The sequence below is a fragment of the Streptomyces flaveolus genome, from assembly GCF_014648815.1.
GTDB lineage: Bacteria > Actinomycetota > Actinomycetes > Streptomycetales > Streptomycetaceae > Streptomyces > Streptomyces flaveolus.
Genome location: NZ_BMRV01000007.1, coordinates 287,341 through 303,800, shown reverse-complemented (window position 1 = coordinate 303,800; position 16,460 = coordinate 287,341). Strand labels below are relative to the sequence as shown.

The following is a 16,460-nucleotide window of genomic DNA, read 5'->3' as shown; positions in this document are numbered from 1 at the left end:
TTCCGCGGCCGTCCCGGACAGGCGCCGCGGACGTATGCTCCAGCCGGTCGTGTCAGCCGACCGGTGTGCCCGCCTCCAGGTACAGCGCCGCCCCGCGTTCCCGGGCCCGCAGGGCCCAGCGCAGCCGCTCGTAGCGGACCGGGGGCAGCAGGGCGGCGGCCTCGTCCTCGGTGACGAAGCGCCAGTCGCGCAGTTCGGGTCCGGGCAGCAGGACCCGGTCCGCCTCCGCCGCGTCCAGCCGGCCGCCGTCGAAGAGCAGGCGCAGGCCGCCGTAGCCGGGGGGCGCGGGTGCTTCCCAGTCGACGACCAGCAGGGCGGGCACCTCGTCGAGGCGGATGCCCGTCTCCTCGGCGACCTCGCGCATCCCGGCGCGGGCGGGCGCCTCGCCGGGTTCGACGACGCCGCCGGGGAACTCCCAGCCGGGCTTGTAGGTGGGGTCGACGAGCAGCACCCGGTCCTGCTCGTCGAAGAGGAGGACGCCGGCGGCCAGGGTCTCGGCGGTCGGCTCGGGGGTCTGCACGATGTCGCAGGCGGGCGCCGCCCCGGTACCGACGGCCTCGGCGATGCGGACGGCGGTCTCGTACGGGGTGAGGGCGCTGGTGTCGACCGGATGGGCGTCGGCCGTCAGCCAGGAGGCGAGGGCGGTCCGGTACGGCTCGATGCGGTCGTACGACCACTGCCGTACCCGTATCTCCCCGTCCGCGGCGTCGGGCACCTCGCGGGTTGCCATCCGCTCCCGCAGGATCGTTTCCGCCGGAGCCAGCAGGACGTGCCGGACCGCTATCCGCCGGGCGGCGAGCCCACCGAAGATCTCGTCGCGGTACTCCTGGCGCAACAGGGTCATGGGGACCACGAGGGTCCCGCCGAGTTCGGCGAGCAACGCGGCTGCCGTGTCGATCACGAGGCGGCGCCAGATCGGCAGGTCCTGGAAGTCGCCCGCTTCGGCAAGGCGTTTGGGCGGCAGCAGGTGTGCGAGTGCCGCGCCGATGACCTCGGGGTCGAAGAGCGTGCTGTTCGGGATCAGTTCGATCAGTTCCCGTGCGGTGGTGGTCTTCCCCGCACCGAACGCGCCGTTGATCCAGACGACGGTCACAGGTCCCCCTCTTGTCTTGGCCCCCTGTGGCTTGCCCGCTCCACCCTGCCACGGAAACCAGGCCCAGTTGAGGGCACACGACAGCGGCGCCGGTGCCCACCGGACGAGGGGCACCGACGCCGCGCGGTCCGCGTGCGGCGCCTCAGGCGCCCTGGACCAGGCCGCCCCGGTCCAGGGGCAGACCCTCGGTGTCGACGGCCTGCTGGACGGTGCCGAGCGTGTCGTCCACGTCGAGGTGGTGGAGCGGGAGGGCGTCCGGGGCGGCGTGGGACGGACTGACGGCCGCGACGACGAAACCGGTGGCGAGGGAGGCGATGGCAAGCATGCTGCGCTTCTTCATGCCTGCTTCAACTGCGTGACCGGTCGAGGGTCACGGCCGGGGCCCGTACGGCTCACGAGCGGTGCCGAATCACCATCACCCACCCTCTTCCAACAAAGCCCGACACGTCCTAACGTAAACGCTCAGTAATGACGTGCACATGTCGCGCGGGAGCGTGTCCCCTCGCGCCGGTGCCGCGTTCACCCGTCGTTCCACCCGCCGCGGATTCGGAGGAACGTAATGAGACGTCACCTTTCCCCCCGCCCCACCCGCAGACCCCTGGCCGGGGCGCTCGTCACCGGGTTGCTGTGCGCGGCGGGACTCGCCGCCCCCGCGTCCGCCGCGGAGCCGACCGCCCGGGAACAGCCGGCGCCCGCTCCGGACGACGGACTCGCCCTCACCCCGCCCATGGGCTTCAACAACTGGAACTCCACGCACTGCCGTGCCGAGTTCGACGAGGCGATGGTCAAGGGCATCGCGGACATCTTCGTCGAGAAGGGCCTCAAGGACGCCGGGTACGAGTACGTCAACCTCGACGACTGCTGGGCGCTCCCCCAGCGGGGCCCCGACGGCGAGCTCGTGCCGGACCCGGTGCGCTTCCCGAACGGCATCGACGCGGTCGCCGACTACGTGCACGCCAGGGGCCTCAAGCTCGGCATCTACACCAGCGCGGGCACCAGGACGTGCGACAGCACCGGCATGCCCGGCGCGCTGGGCCACGAGTACAGCGACGCACGGCAGTTCGCCGACTGGGGCGTGGACTACCTCAAGTACGACAACTGCAACAACCAGGGCCTGGACGCCGTGCAGCGGTACACCACCATGCGGGACGCCCTGAAGGCCACCGGCCGGCCCATCGTCTACAGCATCTGCGAGTGGGGCGAGAACAAGCCCTGGGAATGGGCGGGCGACCTCGGCCACCTTTGGCGGACCACCGGCGACATCAGCGACAACTGGGGCTCGATGCTGTCGATCCTGAAGAAGAACCTCCCGCTCGCCCCGTACGCCGGCCCCGGCAACTGGAACGACCCGGACATGCTGGAGGTCGGCAACGGCGGCATGACCGGCACCGAGTACCGCACCCACTTCTCGATGTGGTCCGTCATGGCGGCCCCGCTCCTCATCGGCACCGACCTGCGCCACGCGTCCGACGAGACCCTCGAGATCCTCGGCAACCGGGAGGTCATCGCGGTCGACCAGGACCCGCTGGGCAAGCAGGGCACCGTGATCTCCTCCGAGGGCGGCCGCTGGGTCGTGGCCAAGGAGATGCGGGACGGCAGCCGTGCGGTGGCGCTGTTCAACGAGTCCGACAGCCCGCAGCGGATCACCACCAGCGCCGGGGCCGTCGGCCTCCCGGACGCCCCCGCCTACACCCTGCGCGACCTGTGGCAGCACCAGAGCTACCACACCGCGGGCACCCTGTCGGCCACCGTCCCCGCCCACGGCACGGTCCTGCTGCGGGTCCGGGCCGACCGCGGCTGGGCCGGGCATCCGCCCGCCGTCGAACTCGGTCTGGAGGGCGGCACGCTGGTGGAGGCGGGCACCCCGGCCCCGCTGACCACGACGGTCACCGACCTCGGACGCACCCCGGCACACCGGGTGTCCGTGGCCGTGCGCGGCCCCGAGGGCTGGCGGGTGCGGGCCACCTCACCGACGGGCGCCGACGTCCTCCCCGCGGGCCGCTCACTGCGCACCACGTGGTCCCTCACCGCCCCCGCGGGCACACCCCCGGGGGCGTACGACCTCACCGTCGAGGTGAGTCACCGTTCCCCGGCCGGCGCGCGCGTCGGGACGGTGCTGCCGGTGACGGCGTCCGTGGTGGTGCCGCCGCCCGCCGGGACGTCCGGCCTCGGCGACCTGCCGTGGCTGTCGGCCACCAACGGCTGGGGCCCGGTCGAGCGCAACACCAGCAACGGCGAGAGCGCCGCGGGCGACGGCAACCCGATCACCATCGGCGGCGCGGTGTACGACACCGGGCTCGGCGTGCATGCGGCGAGCAGCGTCGCGTACTACACGGGCCGTGACTGCGAGAAGGTCACCGCCGAGGTCGGCGTGGACGACGAGAAGGGCGCCAAGGGAACCGTCGCCTTCCAGATCTGGGCGGACGGCACCGAGGTGGCCTCGACCGGGGTCCTCACCAACGCGATGCCGGCCCGGCCGATCACCGCGGACGTGACCGGTGCCGAGGTGGTCCGGCTCGTCGTCACCGACGGCGGCGACAACACCGACTCGGACCACGCCGACTGGGCGCAGGCCCGGCTGACCTGCTGACCTCGGTCGACGTGTCAGACCCCCGCCGCGGTCACGCCCGCCGTCCTGGTGAGCGCGGCCGCGGCGGCCCCGACCAGCCCCGCGTCCGTGCCCATCCGGGCGGGCACGACCGCCAGGCGTTGCACGAAGGACAGCGTCGCGTAGTCGGTCAGGGCCTTGCGCAGCGGCCCGAAGAGCACCTCGCCCGCCTTGCCCACTCCCCCGCCGACCACGGCGATGTCGATCTCGACGAGGGTGGCGGTGGCGGCGATACCGGCGGCCAGCGCCTGTGCCGCCCGTTCGAAGGAGGCCACGGCGACGGGGTCGCCCAGGCGGGCGGCGGCGGCCACCGCGGCGGCGGACGTGTCGCCGTCCGGACCCGGACGCCAGCCGTCGGCGAGGGCGCGCCGCGCGATGTTGGGACCGCTCGCCACGCGCTCCACACAGCCGCGCGAGCCGCACGGGCACGGGTCGCCGTCCAGGTCCACGCTGATGTGCCCGATGTGTCCGGCGTTGCCGGTCGGGCCGGAGTGCAGCGCCCCGTTCAGGACCAGACCGCCGCCGACGCCCGTCGAGACGACCATGCACAGCGCGTTGTCGTGCCCCCGGGCCGCGCCCTGCCAGTGTTCGGCCGCCGTGATCGCCACTCCGTCGCCGATCAGCTCGACCGGCAGATCACCGGCGGCGGCGCGGACCCGCCGGACGAGAGGGAAGTCGCGCCAGCCGGGCACGTTGACCGGGCTGACCGTGCCCGCGGAGGCGTCCACGGGGCCGGCGCTGCCGATGCCGACGGCCGTGGCCCGTCCCCACAGCGGCGACGCGATGAGCTCCGCGAGGACCGCGTCCACGGCCCGCATCACGGTCTCGCCGTCCTTTTGGGCGGGCGTCGCACGCTGCGCACGGGCCTGGATCCGGCCGTGGCCGTCCACCAGCGCCCCGGCGATCTTGGTGCCGCCGATGTCCAGCGCTGCCACGAGGTCGGTGTGCATCAGAGTCGGATCTCCCCGTCGACCGAAAGAAAGGGCGGAACACGAGCGTGAGCCGCAGGCCGGCCACGCGGTGCGGGCGCGGGCCGAAGAGTGCGATGGACAGTGTCTCCCGCATCTGACAACGTTGTCCAGGCTCTATGCTCGACGCCACATCCTCATACAAGCGGATGAGCGCCGCATCCCCGTGGACGACAGGAGCCGACGCAAGCCCGTGGACGACAGGACAGGACACCGCACCGTGCCCGAAACGCCCCGCCGCGCAGACCGGCTTCCCGGGAGCCGCTACGGCAACCGCCCCACCATGAAGGACGTCGCCGCCCGCGCGGGCGTCGGGCTGAAGACCGTCTCCCGGGTGGTCAACGGGGAACCGGGCGTCACCCCGGAGACGGAACGGCGCGTCCAGGAGGCCATCGACGCGCTCGGCTTCCGGCGCAACGACAGCGCACGGGTGCTCCGCAAGGGCCGTACGGCGAGCATCGGGCTGGTACTGGAGGACCTCGCGGACCCGTTCTACGGCCCGCTGAGCCGTGCGGTGGAGGAGGTGGCCCGCGCCCACGGAGCCCTGCTGATCAACGGCTCCAGCGCGGAGGACCCGGACCGCGAGCAGGAACTGGTGCTGGCGCTGTGCGCGCGGCGCGTGGACGGGCTGCTGGTGATTCCGGCCGGGGACGACCACCGGTATCTGGAGCCCGAGCTCAAGGCCGGTGTCGCCACGGTGTTCGTCGACCGTCCGGCGGGGCGGATCGACGCGGACGTGGTGGTGTCCGACAACTTCGGCGGCGCCCGTGACGGCGTGGCCCACCTGATCGCGCACGGGCACCGCAGGATCGGCTTCATCGGCGACATGCCCCGCATCCACACCGCCGCCGAGCGGCTGCGCGGTTACCGGGCCGCCATGGAGGACGCGGGCATACCGGTGAAGGACTCCTGGATGTCCCTGGGCGTCACCGACCCCGAGCGGGTGCGCCGGGCCGCCGAGGAGATGCTCACCGGCCCGCACCCGGTGACCGCGATCTTCACGGGCAACAACCGGGTGACGGTCACCGTGATCCGCGTCCTCGCCGAGCACGCCCGGCGCGTCGCCCTCGTCGGCTTCGACGACATCGAGCTCGCCGACCTGCTGCGGCCGGGCGTCACCGTGGTCGCCCAGGACGCGGCGACCCTCGGCCGCACGGCGGCCGAGCGGCTCTTCAGGCAACTGGACGGTACCCTCCTCACCCCCGAGCGCATCGAACTGCCGACCCGGCTGGTCACCCGCGGCTCGGGCGAACTGCCACCGGCGGACTGAGCGGCCCGTGGACGACGTGGAGGACGCCGGGGAACGGGCGGGGAAGGAAACCGGGTCGCCCGAGGCCCGGGAGCAGGCGGGGGCCTCCGCGACGACCGGGGACGGCCGTGCGCGGGCCGACGGAGGCGGTGCGGACCGGACGCTCACGGCGCTGGGGCTGGCCGAGGCGCCGCGGGAGCATCCGCTGCTGTATCCGGGAGCGTGGCCGCGGGAGTCCGGTCTGCTCGACGGCGACCGGCTGCTGCCGCTGGACCTGCTGGTGCACGAGGACCGCGCCCCGGTGCTGGCGATCGGCTCGAACGCCAGCCCGGGCCAGCTGCGGCACAAGATGACCGAGTTCGGGATCGCGTCACCGATCCCGATGGTCAAGGCCCGGATCACCGGCGTAGACATCGGCGTCTCCGCCCATGTGAGCCGCATGGGCTACGTGTCCGCGTCGCCGGTCCGCGCCCCGGACGTCGTACGGGAGCTGTTCGTGCTCTGGCTCGACGCCGAGCAGCTCGCCGTGATCGACGCGAGCGAGGGCGTGCCGATGGCGGCCGGGAACTTCGACCGCGCCTGGCTGCCGGCGCCCGACGTCCGGGTGGAGCCGGCCGACGGCACGGTGCTGCGGGGCGTGTACGCGTACGTGAACCGGCACGGGGTCCTGCACGACGGCGCCGGGGCGCCGCGCCGGCACCCCGGCGAGCAGCGCCCCCTCCTCGCGGAGCTGCTGCGCGGGTCGGCCCGGCTGCGGGAGCTGTTCGGGTCGACGCCCGAGGAGTTCTGCGCGCGGGCGCGGGCCGACCGGCGGCTGTGTGAACGGGGGACGCGGCTGTTCGCCGAGGAGCGGCGGGTGACGCCGTCCGGCCTGGAGCGCTATGTGGACTCCGGCCGGCCGGACGGACCGCTTCCCGGGACTCCGCCGCCGCCTACTGCGCCGACGCCGTGAGGTCGCCGCGCCGGGGCGCCGAGAAGCCCTCCAGGTCGGCGCGGGTCAGGCCGGTCAGCCGGGCGACCTCGCCCGTGTCGAGGGCGCCGCAGTCCAGGCCGCGCAGCAGGTAGCCGCTGAGGGCCTTGGCGGTGGCGGGCTCGTCCATGACGTCTCCGCCGGCGTGGTTGGCGTAGCGGGCGAGGCGGGCGGCGGCCTGCTCGAAGCCCTCGCGGTAGAAGGCGAAGACCGCCGCGTACCGGGTGGGGATGTGGCCCGGGTGCATGTCCCAGCCCTGGTAGTAGGCGCGGGCCAGCGCGCGGCGGGTCAGCCCGAAGTGCAGGCGCCACGCGTCGTGGACCTTCTCCGTGGAACCGACCGGCAGGACGTTGGTGGAGCCGTCCGAGACCCGTACGCCGGTGCCGGCGGCGGCGACCTGCATGACCGCCTTGGCGTGATCGGCGGCCGGGTGGTCGCTGGCCTGGTAGGCGGCGGAGACGCCGAGGCAGGCGCTGTAGTCGAAGGTGCCGTAGTGCAGTCCGGTGGCGCGGCCCTCGGCGGCCTGGATCATGCGGGCGACGGCGGCGGTGCCGTCGGCGGCAAGGATGGACTGGCTGGTCTCGATCTGGATCTCGAAGCCGATCCGGCCGGGCTCCAGGCCACGGGCCTTCTCGAAGGCCTCCAGCAGCCTCACCATGGCGGTGACCTGCTCGGGGTACGTCACCTTCGGCAGGGTGAGGACCAGCCCGTCGGGCAGGCCGCCGGCCTCCATCAGGCCGCTGAGGAAGACGTCGAGCGTACGGATGCCCCGGGCGCGCACGGGGGCCTCCATGCACTTCATGCGGATGCCCATGTACGGGGCCGCCGTGCCCTGGTCGTAGGCCTCGGCGACGAGCCGGGCCGCGCGGGCCGCGGCCTCGTCCTCCTCGGCGTCGGACCGGTTGCCGTAGCCGTCCTCGAAGTCGATGCGCAGGTCCTCGATCGGCTCCCGCTCCAGCTTGGCGCGCACCCGGGAGTACACCGGCTCGGCGAGTTCGTCGGACAGGCCGAGGACGGCGGCGAAGGACGCGGCGTCGGGGGCGTGCTCGTCGAGCGCGGCGAGCGCCCGGTCGCCCCAGGAGCGGATCGTGTCGGCGGCGAAGGCGTCACCCGGTACGTAGACGGTGTGGACGGGCTGCCGGGTGCCCGGGTCCCCGGGGTAGCGGCGCTCCAGCTCCGCGTCGACCGGTGCGAGGGAGGCACTGATCTCCTCGCCGACGGCGCCCGCGAGACTCGTTGCCACCTTCTCCTGCTGACCCATCCCACACTCTCCTATTTTCCGCTGAACGGAATCAATAATCCGTAGAGCGAAGTTATCTGCCGCCTCTGCCCCGGTCAACCGTCCCCAGGGCCCGCCGGGCGGCCCCACCATCCTGCGCACACGACGAGGCCCCCGCGACCAGGGAGGGTCGCGGGGGCCTCGGCCTCGGGTGAGGCGGGATGCTCAGCCCTTGCGGGACTTCACTTCCTCGGTGAGCTGCGGGACGACGTCGAAGAGGTCGCCGACGACGCCGTAGTCGACCAGGTCGAAGATCGGGGCCTCGGCGTCCTTGTTGACCGCCACGATCGTCTTCGAGGTCTGCATGCCGGCCCGGTGCTGGATCGCGCCGGAGATGCCGTTGGCGATGTACAGCTGCGGCGAGACGGACTTGCCGGTCTGGCCGACCTGGTTGGTGTGCGGGTACCAGCCCGCGTCCACCGCGGCGCGCGAGGCACCGACGGCCGCACCGAGCGAGTCGGCGAGCGCCTCGATGATCGCGAAGTTCTCCGCGCCGTTGACGCCACGGCCACCGGAGACCACGATCGCGGCCTCGGTAAGCTCCGGACGGCCCGTCGACTCGCGCGGCGTGCGCGAGGTGACCTTGGTGCCGGTCGCGGCGTCGGAGAAGGTGACCGACAGGGCCTCGAGGGCACCGGCGGCCGGGGCCGCCTCCACGGCCGCGCTGTTCGGCTTGACCGTGATGACCGGGGTGCCCTTGGAGACGCGGGACTTGGTGGTGAACGCGGCGGCGAACACCGACTGGGTCGCCACCGGACCCTCGTCGCCGGCCTCCAGGTCGACGGCGTCGGTGATGATGCCGGAGCCGATGCGCAACGCCAGACGGGCGGCGATCTCCTTGCCCTCGGCGGAGGACGGCACCAGCACGGCGGCCGGGGAGACGGCGGCGACGGCGGCCTGGAGGGCGTCGACCTTCGGTACGACCAGGTAGTCGGCGTACTCGGCGGCCTCGTGGGTGAGGACCTTGACCGCGCCGTGCTCGGCGAGGGCGGCGGCGGTGTCACCGGCACCGTTGCCCAGGGCGACGGCGACGGGCTCGCCGATACGGCGGGCGAGGGTCAGCAGCTCCAGGGTGGGCTTGCGGACGGCGCCGTCCACGTGGTCGACGTAGACGAGAACTTCAGCCATGGGACTTCTTCTCTCCTGCTTGCGAGATGTGAGGGGCGGTCGCGAATCCGGGGCTCAGATGAACTTCTGGCCCGCGAGGAACTCGGCGAGCTGCTTGCCGCCCTCGCCCTCGTCCTTGACGATGGTGCCCGCGGTGCGCGCCGGACGCTGAGCCGCCGACTCCACGACCGTGTAGGCGTTCTCGAGACCGACCTCGTCCTCGTCGATGTCGAGGTCGGACAGGTCCCAGGACTGAACCGGCTTCTTCTTGGCCGCCATGATGCCCTTGAAGGACGGGTAACGGGCCTCGCCGGACTGGTCGGTCACCGACACGACCGCCGGCAGCGACGCCTGAAGCTGCTCGGTGGCGGAGTCGCCGTCACGGCGGCCCGTGACGACGCCGTCCTCGACGGACACCTCGGACAGCAGCGTCACCTGCGGCACACCCAGACGCTCGGCGACCAGCGCGGGGACGATGCCCATGGTGCCGTCGGTGGAGGCCATGCCGGAGACGACCAGGTCGTAGCCGGCCTTCTCGATCGCCTTGGCCAGGACCAGGGAGGTGCCGATGGCGTCGGTGCCGTGCAGGTCGTCGTCCTCGACGTGGATCGCCTTGTCCGCGCCCATGGACAGCGCCTTGCGCAGCGCGTCCTTCGCGTCCTCCGGGCCCACCGTCACGACGGTGATCTCCACGTCGTCGTCCGAGTTCTCCGAGATCTGCAGCGCCTGCTCGACCGCGTACTCGTCCAGCTCGGAGAGCAGACCGTCCACATCGTCACGGTCGACGGTCAGGTCATCGGCGAAGTGCCGGTCGCCAGTGGCGTCGGGCACGTACTTCACAGTGACAACGATCCTCAAGCTCACGCCGGCTCTCCTACTGCATCGTCATTTCAGTGCTGCCTGCTTGCAGGCAGCATAGGCGCCTCAAGCGGCCGATTCCGGTCGGGGCGACCCGCGCTTCCACCCGGAACATTACTCGTCAGTACACCCAGTTCCTTCCCGCTAAGCAAGCGCTTTGAACTGTGACCTTCGCAACGCAGCGTAACCGGAACTCGACCGTTCCGCAGGAGGAGACGGACGGACGCGGAAGGGGGCCGGAGAGGGCTCAGTCGCGCAGGCCGCTGAAGCGTCCCTGGTGGTACAGCAGCGGGCTGCCGGTGCCCGACGGGTCGCCGAGCAGCACCTCGGCCAGCACGATGCGGTGGTCCCCGGCGGGGACGCGGCCGACGACCCGGCACACGAGCCAGGCGAGGACGTCGTCCAGCACGGGGACGCCCTCGGGGCCCTCGCGCCAGACGGTGGGCGCGCCGAAGCGGTCGGCGCCGCTGCGGGCGAAGGTGGCGGCCAGCTCCTGCTGGTGCTCGCCGAGCAGGTGGACGCCGACGTACTCGGCCCGGGAGACCGTGGGCCAGCTGGAGGAACCGGTGCCGATCCCGAAGGAGAGCAGTGGCGGCTCGGCGGAGACCGAGGTGAGGGAGGTGGCCGTGAAGCCGACCGGGCCCGCGTCGCCGCGCGCGGTGATCACCGCCACCCCCGCCGCGTGCCGCCGGAAGACCGACCGCAGGAGGTCACCGCCCGCGGCGGTCCGGGGCGCGGCGAGATCGGGTGTGGCCGGCATGCGGGCTGTCCTTCCGCCGTGCGCCTCGGTCCGGGGAGAGGGGAGCGAAGGCATACGGGCAGGCTGACGACGGTTGGCACACACAGTCAAATACGTCCCGGGATCTGGAAGCTGTGGAGAACGCCTCACCGGGGGCGTAATGATGATCACACCGCCTCCCCCAGGGCGGCGATCACGTCCGCCTTGCGCGGCAGGCCGGCGGCCCGCCGTACGACACGGCCGTCGGCGTCGAGGACCAGCACGGTCGGGGTCTTGAGCACGCCCAGCGCGCGGACGAGTTCCAGCCGCGCCTCGGCGTCCAGCTCGACGTGGGCGACGCCGGGAACCATGCCCGCCACCTCGCCGAGGACCCTCCGGGTGGCCCGGCAGGGGGCGCAGAAGGCGCTGGAGAACTGCACGAGCGTGGCGCGCGCACCCAGTTCCGCCCCCAGGTCGGCCGCGTCCAGGCGCGGGCCTCCGCGCCGCTCTCCGTCGTTCCGCCCGCCCACTCGCACGTCTCCCGCTCCGCCGCTTTCGCGGCCTTTCATGGGCACGCCACGCGGGCGCCCCGGTCCGGTCGTCCCCAGGTCCAGCGCCCGGGGGCGGGCGAAGATTCCCGCTCCGCCCCAGCGTTTCGGCCGACCGGCGGCCGATGACGTGATGAGGATTACGCCACGGCCGGGCACCAGGGCTGGTACCCCGGCCGTTCTTGGGGCACGATCTCGACAAGCCGTAAACCTACGGCTGCGTAACTTTCGACTGGGAGCTCCCTTCCCAGGCAGACAAGGAAGGGTTCGACCCGCCCATGGCAGAACTCGTCTACCGCCCGGTGATCGGTCTCGCCCGCACCCTGTTCAAGGTGTGGGATCTCAAGATCGACTGCCAGGGATCGGAGAACATCCCGCGCTCGGGCGGCGCCGTGCTGGTGAGCAACCACATCAGCTACCTGGACTTCATCTTCGACGGCCTGGCGGCGCTGCCGCAGAAGCGGCTGGTCCGGTTCATGGCGAAGGAGTCGGTCTTCCGGCACCGGATCTCCGGTCCCCTGATGCGCGGGATGAAGCACATCCCGGTGGACCGCAAGCAGGGCGAGGCCGCCTACGCGCACGCCCTGGACTCCCTGCGGTCCGGCGAGATCATCGGGGTCTTCCCGGAGGCGACGATCTCCGAGTCGTTCACGCTCAAGAGCTTCAAGTCCGGCGCCGCGCGCCTGGCCCAGGAGGCAGGCGTCCCGCTGGTACCCATGGCGGTCTGGGGCACGCAGCGGTTGTGGACCAAGGGACACCCGCGCAACTTCAAGCGCAGCCACACCCCGATCACCATCCGGGTCGGCGAGGCGCTGGAGGCCCCCCGCGACCAGTACGCGGGCGCCATCACCCGCCGCCTGCGCGAGCGCGTCCAGGAGCTCCTGGAGGCCGCCCAGCGCGCCTACCCGGTACGCCCCAAGGGCGCCGACGACACGTGGTGGATGCCGGCCCACCTGGGCGGCACGGCACCGACGCCCGAGCAGCTGCGCACGGCCGAGGCCCACTGAGCCGGGCGCGTCAGAGGGCGGCGGGCAGCGTCTCCCAGAGGTGCGCACGGTCGGTGGCCGCCCGCAGCACGGCCAGCACGGTCGGATGCGGGGCCGCGTACAGCTCCGGACAGTCCGCCTCGCCCGCCTCGCGGTCCGGCACGAAGGCCAGTTGCTCGCGCCCCAGGGAGAACTGAGCGTTCACACCGGGCTTGTTGCCGCGCGGGTCCTGGCGGTGCCAGGCCCCGTTGAACCGTACGGCGACCAGCCCGTGCACCACGTCGAAGCGCTGGTAGCACAGGGCGGTCGGGATGTCCTCGGCGCGCAGCAGTGCCGTCAGCGCGTGCGCCTTGGCGTAGCAGATGCCGGTGCGCTGCTCCAGGACGTCGGAGGCGCGCCAGGTGACGCGCGGGTCCCCGGCGTCCTGTGAGTGCGGGATGGTGTCGCGCACGAACTCGAATGCCAGTCGCGCATAGGCATACGAGTCCTCCGCCTCCTTCGCGAGGCGTCCGGCCACTTCCCGTACATACGGGTGGTCATGGTCGATGGCCTCGTCGGCAGCCAAGTAGGCGGACAGGTCAGGGGTTTGCTGGATGAGCTCCATGACGCCAGAGCATAGGAACGCGATCACCCGTCAGTCAATGACTTTTCAGGTGACCGCATACCTATGCATCAACCGAGTGGCGTCTTCTAGCGCGCCATCTCCTCCTTGAGCGCGGCGACGAACGCGTCCACGTCGTCCTCCGTGGTGTCGAAGGCGCACATCCAGCGCACGTCGCCGGCGGCCTCGTCCCAGAAGTAGAAGCGGAACCGCTTCTGCAAGCGCTCGCTCACCTCGTGCGGCAGCCGGGCGAAGACGGCGTTGGCCTGCACGGGGTAGAGGATCTCCACGCCGTGCACGGCGCGTACGCCCTCGGCCAGGCGCTGGGCCATCTCGTTGCCGTGCCGGGCGTTGCGCAGCCACAGGTCCTTGGCGAGCAGGGCCTCCAGCTGCACCGACACGAAGCGCATCTTCGAGGCGAGCTGCATGGACAGCTTGCGCAGGTGCTTCATGTGGCGCACGGCGTCCTGGTTGAGGACCACGACCGCCTCGCCGAACAGCGCGCCGTTCTTGGTGCCGCCGAGCGAGAGGAGGTCCACGCCGACCGCGTTGGTGAACGTCCGCATCGGGACGTCCAGAGAGGCGGCGGCGTTGGCTATCCGGGAGCCGTCCAGGTGCACCTTCATGCCGTGCGCGTGGGCGTGCTCGCAGATGGCCCGGATCTCGTCGGGCGTGTAGAGCGTGCCGAGTTCGGTGCTCTGGGTGATCGAGACGACCTGCGGCATCGCCCGGTGCTCGTCGTCCCAGCCGTACGCCTGCCGGTCGATCAGGTCGGGCGTGAGCTTGCCGTCGGGGGTGGGGACGGTGAGCAGCTTGAGGCCGCCCATGCGTTCGGGGGCGCCGCCCTCGTCGACGTTGATGTGCGCGCTCTCGGCGCAGATCACCGCGCCCCAGCGGTCGGTGACCGCCTGGAGCGCGACGACGTTCGCGCCGGTGCCGTTGAAGACGGGGAAGGCCTCGGCCGTCGGCCCGAAGTGGCTGCGGATCACCTGCTGGAGGTTCGCCGTGTAGTCGTCCTCGCCGTACGCGACCTGGTGCCCGCCGTTGGCCAGGGCCAGGGCGGCGAGCACCTCCGGGTGGGCGCCGGCGTAGTTGTCGCTGGCGAATCCGCGGACCCCGGGGTCGTGATGGCGACGCGCGTCGGTCTTCGGTGGGTTCACGGCTTCTCGGTCAGCCACAGACGGTTTCCGTTCACTTCCGCGGCGGGCTTCTCCCAGACTCCGGCGACCGCCTCGGCCAGGTCCTTGACGTCCGTGAAGCCCGCGAACTTCGCGTTGGGACGCTCGGCGCGCATCGCGTCGTGCACCAACGCCTTGACCACCAGGATCGCAGCCGCGGAGGTCGGCCCCTGCTCGCCCCCCGCCTTGCGGAAGTAGTCCGCCATGGCCAGCGTCCACGCCTCGGCGGCGGCCTTGGCGGCCGAGTACGCGGCGTTGCCCGCGGTCGGTTGCGACGCGCCCGCGGCGCTGATCAGGACGTAGCGGCCGCGGTCGCTGCGCTGGAGCGCCTCGTGGAAGGCCAGGGAGGTGTGCTGCACGGTGCGCACCAGCAGCTTCTCCAGGAGGTCCCAGTCGCCGAGGTCGGTCTTGGTGAAGGTCTGGCTGCCGCGCCAGCCGCCGACGAGGTGGACCAGCCCGTCGACGTGGCCGAACTCCTTCTCGGTGCGGTCGGCCCAGGCCCGGGCGGAGTCCAGGTCGAGCAGGTCGACGGTCTCCCCGGTGACCGTGGCGCCGCCGTGCGCGTAGCGCGCCGCGTCCACCGCCTCCGCCAGCCGCTCCGGGTCGTTGTCCGAGCCGACCACGGTCGCGCCCGCCTCGGCGAGCCGCAGCAGTGTGGCCCGCCCGGCGGGTCCGCCCGCTCCGGCCACCGCGATCACCGCGCCCTCGAGCGCCCCGTTCCCCATGGTCCTCGCCTCCCGCGCCTGTACCTGCTGAGTCTGTTCCCGCACGTGCGTGCCGTCGTTCACGCGGCGGCCCGCTCGGCGCCGTCCCTGGTGATGCCCCGGGTCGAGGCGATCACGCCCTTGAGCTTCTTGGACAGTGCCTCGTAGAACATGCTCAGCGGAAACTCGTCCGGAAGCACGTCATCGACGAGTTTGCGCGGCGGCAGGGTCAGGTCCAGGGCGTCGGGGCCCTTGGCCCACTTCGAGCCCGGGTGCGGGGCGAGGTAGGTGGAGACCAGCTCGTACCCGGCGAACCAGTGCACGATCTTCGGGCGGTCGATGCCGTCGCGGTAGAGCGTCTCGATCTCGGCGCACAGCTGGTTGGTGACCTGCGGGGCGCGCTGCCAGTCGATGAAGAGCTTGTTGTCCGTCCAGCGGACGACGTCGTGCTTGTGCAGGTACGCGAAGAGGAGCTGGCCGCCGAGACCGTCGTAGTTGCGCACGCGCTCGCCGGTGACCGGGAAGCGGAACATGCGGTCGAAGAGCACCGCGTACTGCACGTCACGGGCCTGCGGGACGCCGTCGGCCTCCAGCTTCACGGCCTCCTTGAAGGCGGTGAGGTCGCAGCGCAGCTCCTCCAGGCCGTACATCCAGAACGGCTGGCGCTGCTTGATCATGAAGGGGTCGAAGGGCAGGTCGCCGTGGCTGTGGGTGCGGTCGTGGACCATGTCCCACAGGACGAAGGCCTCCTCGCAGCGCTTCTGGTCGTGGACCATGGCGGCGATGTCCTCGGGCAGTTCGAGGCCCAGGATGTCGACGGCGGCGTCGGTGACGCGACGGAAGCGGGCGGCCTCGCGGTCGCAGAAGATGCCACCCCAGGAGAAGCGTTCCGGCGCCTCGCGCACGGCGATGGTCTCCGGGAAGAGGACGGCCGAGTTGGTGTCGTAGCCGGCCGTGAAGTCCTCGAAGGTGATGCCGCAGAACAGCGGGTTGTCGTAGCGAGTGCGTTCCAGTTCGGCCAGCCAGTCGGGCCAGACCATGCGCAGCACGACCGCCTCGAGGTTGCGGTCCGGGTTGCCGTTCTGCGTGTACATCGGGAAGACGACCAGGTGCTGGAGGCCGTCCGCGCGGTTCGCGGCGGGCTGGAAGGCCAGCAGCGAGTCGAGGAAGTCGGGCACCTGGAAGCCGCCGTCGGCCCAGCGGCCGAGGTCCTTCACGAGCGCCTCGTGGTAGGCGCTGTCGTGCGGCAGCAGCGGGGACAGCTCGCGCACGGCCTCGGCGACACGGCTCACGGCCTCTTCGGCGGCGGTACGGTCCGGGGCGCCCTCGGCGTCGAAGTCGATCGACCCGTCCTTGGACTGCCATGGCCGGATCCGCTCCACGGCATCCTTGAGCACGGGCCACGCCGGGTGTTCCACCACCCTGCTCACCGGAGGAACCTTCTCCTCCGTACCCACCTGCACAAGAATTTCCGTCATGTCCCATCCTCCACAGGAGAAGCTTGCGTCAGGACACCGTATGCATACGAGGTTTCTCCCAGCAAGGGGCACCCCCGTAAATTATCCTGCCCCACCCTGCCCATGACCGCATTTT

The 16,460-nt window shown here is 71.9% G+C and carries 16 protein-coding genes; 4 read left to right on the top strand and 12 right to left on the bottom strand.

Features of this window, described 5'->3' with window-relative positions; all coding sequences use genetic code 11:
- Positions 1 to 52: 52 nt before the first annotated feature.
- Together IEZ05_RS19135 and IEZ05_RS19130 are read right to left on the bottom strand one after the other, a co-directional pair.
- Positions 53 to 1,093, bottom strand: a complete 1,041-nt coding sequence (locus IEZ05_RS19135) for an NUDIX hydrolase (protein ID WP_189231356.1) — start codon at positions 1,091 to 1,093, stop codon at positions 53 to 55.
- A 142-nt stretch (positions 1,094 to 1,235) separates the two neighbouring features.
- A complete protein-coding gene (locus IEZ05_RS19130) occupies positions 1,236 to 1,433 on the bottom strand; it encodes a hypothetical protein (RefSeq protein ID WP_189231355.1) in 198 nt (65 codons plus the stop codon).
- 219 nt (positions 1,434 to 1,652) lie between these two features.
- Between IEZ05_RS19130 and IEZ05_RS19125 the strand changes: the two genes are divergently transcribed.
- A complete protein-coding gene (locus IEZ05_RS19125; RefSeq protein WP_189231354.1) occupies positions 1,653 to 3,683 on the top strand; it encodes an NPCBM/NEW2 domain-containing protein in 2,031 nt (676 codons plus the stop codon).
- Positions 3,684 to 3,697: 14 nt separating this feature from the next.
- On the opposite strand, the gene IEZ05_RS19120 is transcribed toward IEZ05_RS19125, so the two are convergent.
- Positions 3,698 to 4,651, bottom strand: coding sequence for an ROK family protein (locus IEZ05_RS19120; protein WP_189231353.1), 954 nt, complete (start codon positions 4,649 to 4,651; stop codon positions 3,698 to 3,700).
- 211 nt (positions 4,652 to 4,862) lie between these two features.
- On the opposite strand from IEZ05_RS19120, the gene IEZ05_RS19115 reads away from it, so the two are divergent.
- The gene (locus tag IEZ05_RS19115) at positions 4,863 to 5,939 is read left to right on the top strand and encodes a LacI family DNA-binding transcriptional regulator (protein ID WP_189231352.1); all 1,077 of its coding nucleotides are present in this window, start codon (positions 4,863 to 4,865) and stop codon (positions 5,937 to 5,939) included.
- Positions 5,940 to 6,090: 151 nt separating this feature from the next.
- Positions 6,091 to 6,870 carry a hypothetical protein gene (locus tag IEZ05_RS19110; RefSeq protein ID WP_189231453.1) on the top strand — a complete coding sequence of 260 codons (780 nt, stop codon included), beginning with the start codon at positions 6,091 to 6,093 and terminating at the stop codon, positions 6,868 to 6,870.
- Here the strand turns inward: IEZ05_RS19110 and IEZ05_RS19105 are convergent.
- The 5 genes from IEZ05_RS19105 to IEZ05_RS19085 all read right to left on the bottom strand — a co-directional run bounded on the left by IEZ05_RS19105 (position 6,851) and on the right by IEZ05_RS19085 (position 11,419).
- A complete protein-coding gene (locus tag IEZ05_RS19105; RefSeq protein ID WP_189231351.1) occupies positions 6,851 to 8,149 on the bottom strand; it encodes a DUF6986 family protein in 1,299 nt (432 codons plus the stop codon). The genes IEZ05_RS19110 and IEZ05_RS19105 overlap by 20 nt on opposite strands.
- A gap of 183 nt (positions 8,150 to 8,332) precedes the next feature.
- A complete protein-coding gene (locus tag IEZ05_RS19100; protein ID WP_189231350.1) occupies positions 8,333 to 9,295 on the bottom strand; it encodes an electron transfer flavoprotein subunit alpha/FixB family protein in 963 nt (320 codons plus the stop codon).
- A 54-nt stretch (positions 9,296 to 9,349) separates the two neighbouring features.
- Positions 9,350 to 10,138: an electron transfer flavoprotein subunit beta/FixA family protein gene (locus IEZ05_RS19095; protein ID WP_189231349.1), complete on the bottom strand. Its 789-nt coding sequence runs from the start codon at positions 10,136 to 10,138 to the stop codon at positions 9,350 to 9,352.
- A 241-nt stretch (positions 10,139 to 10,379) separates the two neighbouring features.
- Positions 10,380 to 10,892 carry a flavin reductase family protein gene (locus IEZ05_RS19090; RefSeq protein ID WP_189231348.1) on the bottom strand — a complete coding sequence of 171 codons (513 nt, stop codon included), beginning with the start codon at positions 10,890 to 10,892 and terminating at the stop codon, positions 10,380 to 10,382.
- A gap of 146 nt (positions 10,893 to 11,038) precedes the next feature.
- Positions 11,039 to 11,419 (bottom strand): TlpA family protein disulfide reductase, encoded by a 381-nt coding sequence (locus IEZ05_RS19085; RefSeq protein WP_189231347.1) that lies wholly within the window; start codon positions 11,417 to 11,419, stop codon positions 11,039 to 11,041.
- A 257-nt stretch (positions 11,420 to 11,676) separates the two neighbouring features.
- Between IEZ05_RS19085 and IEZ05_RS19080 the strand changes: the two genes are divergently transcribed.
- Positions 11,677 to 12,405: a lysophospholipid acyltransferase family protein gene (locus IEZ05_RS19080; RefSeq protein WP_189231346.1), complete on the top strand. Its 729-nt coding sequence runs from the start codon at positions 11,677 to 11,679 to the stop codon at positions 12,403 to 12,405.
- A gap of 10 nt (positions 12,406 to 12,415) precedes the next feature.
- Here IEZ05_RS19080 and IEZ05_RS19075 read toward each other — a convergent pair whose 3' ends face one another.
- From IEZ05_RS19075 to IEZ05_RS19060, 4 genes are all read right to left on the bottom strand, one after another.
- Positions 12,416 to 12,988, bottom strand: a complete 573-nt coding sequence (locus IEZ05_RS19075) for a transglutaminase-like domain-containing protein (protein WP_189231345.1) — start codon at positions 12,986 to 12,988, stop codon at positions 12,416 to 12,418.
- Between the two features lie 86 nt (positions 12,989 to 13,074).
- Entirely contained in the window at positions 13,075 to 14,145 is a 1,071-nt protein-coding gene (locus IEZ05_RS19070; RefSeq protein ID WP_189231344.1) for a threonine aldolase family protein, read from the bottom strand.
- On the bottom strand, positions 14,142 to 14,888 hold the full coding sequence (locus IEZ05_RS19065) for an SDR family NAD(P)-dependent oxidoreductase (RefSeq protein WP_189231343.1): 747 nt from the start codon (positions 14,886 to 14,888) through the stop codon (positions 14,142 to 14,144). The genes IEZ05_RS19070 and IEZ05_RS19065 overlap by 4 nt, the downstream gene beginning before the upstream one ends.
- A 59-nt stretch (positions 14,889 to 14,947) precedes the next feature.
- Complete coding sequence (locus IEZ05_RS19060; RefSeq protein ID WP_189231342.1) at positions 14,948 to 16,345, bottom strand: DUF6421 family protein; 1,398 nt, start codon at positions 16,343 to 16,345, stop codon at positions 14,948 to 14,950.
- Between the last annotated feature and the right edge of the window lie 115 nt (positions 16,346 to 16,460).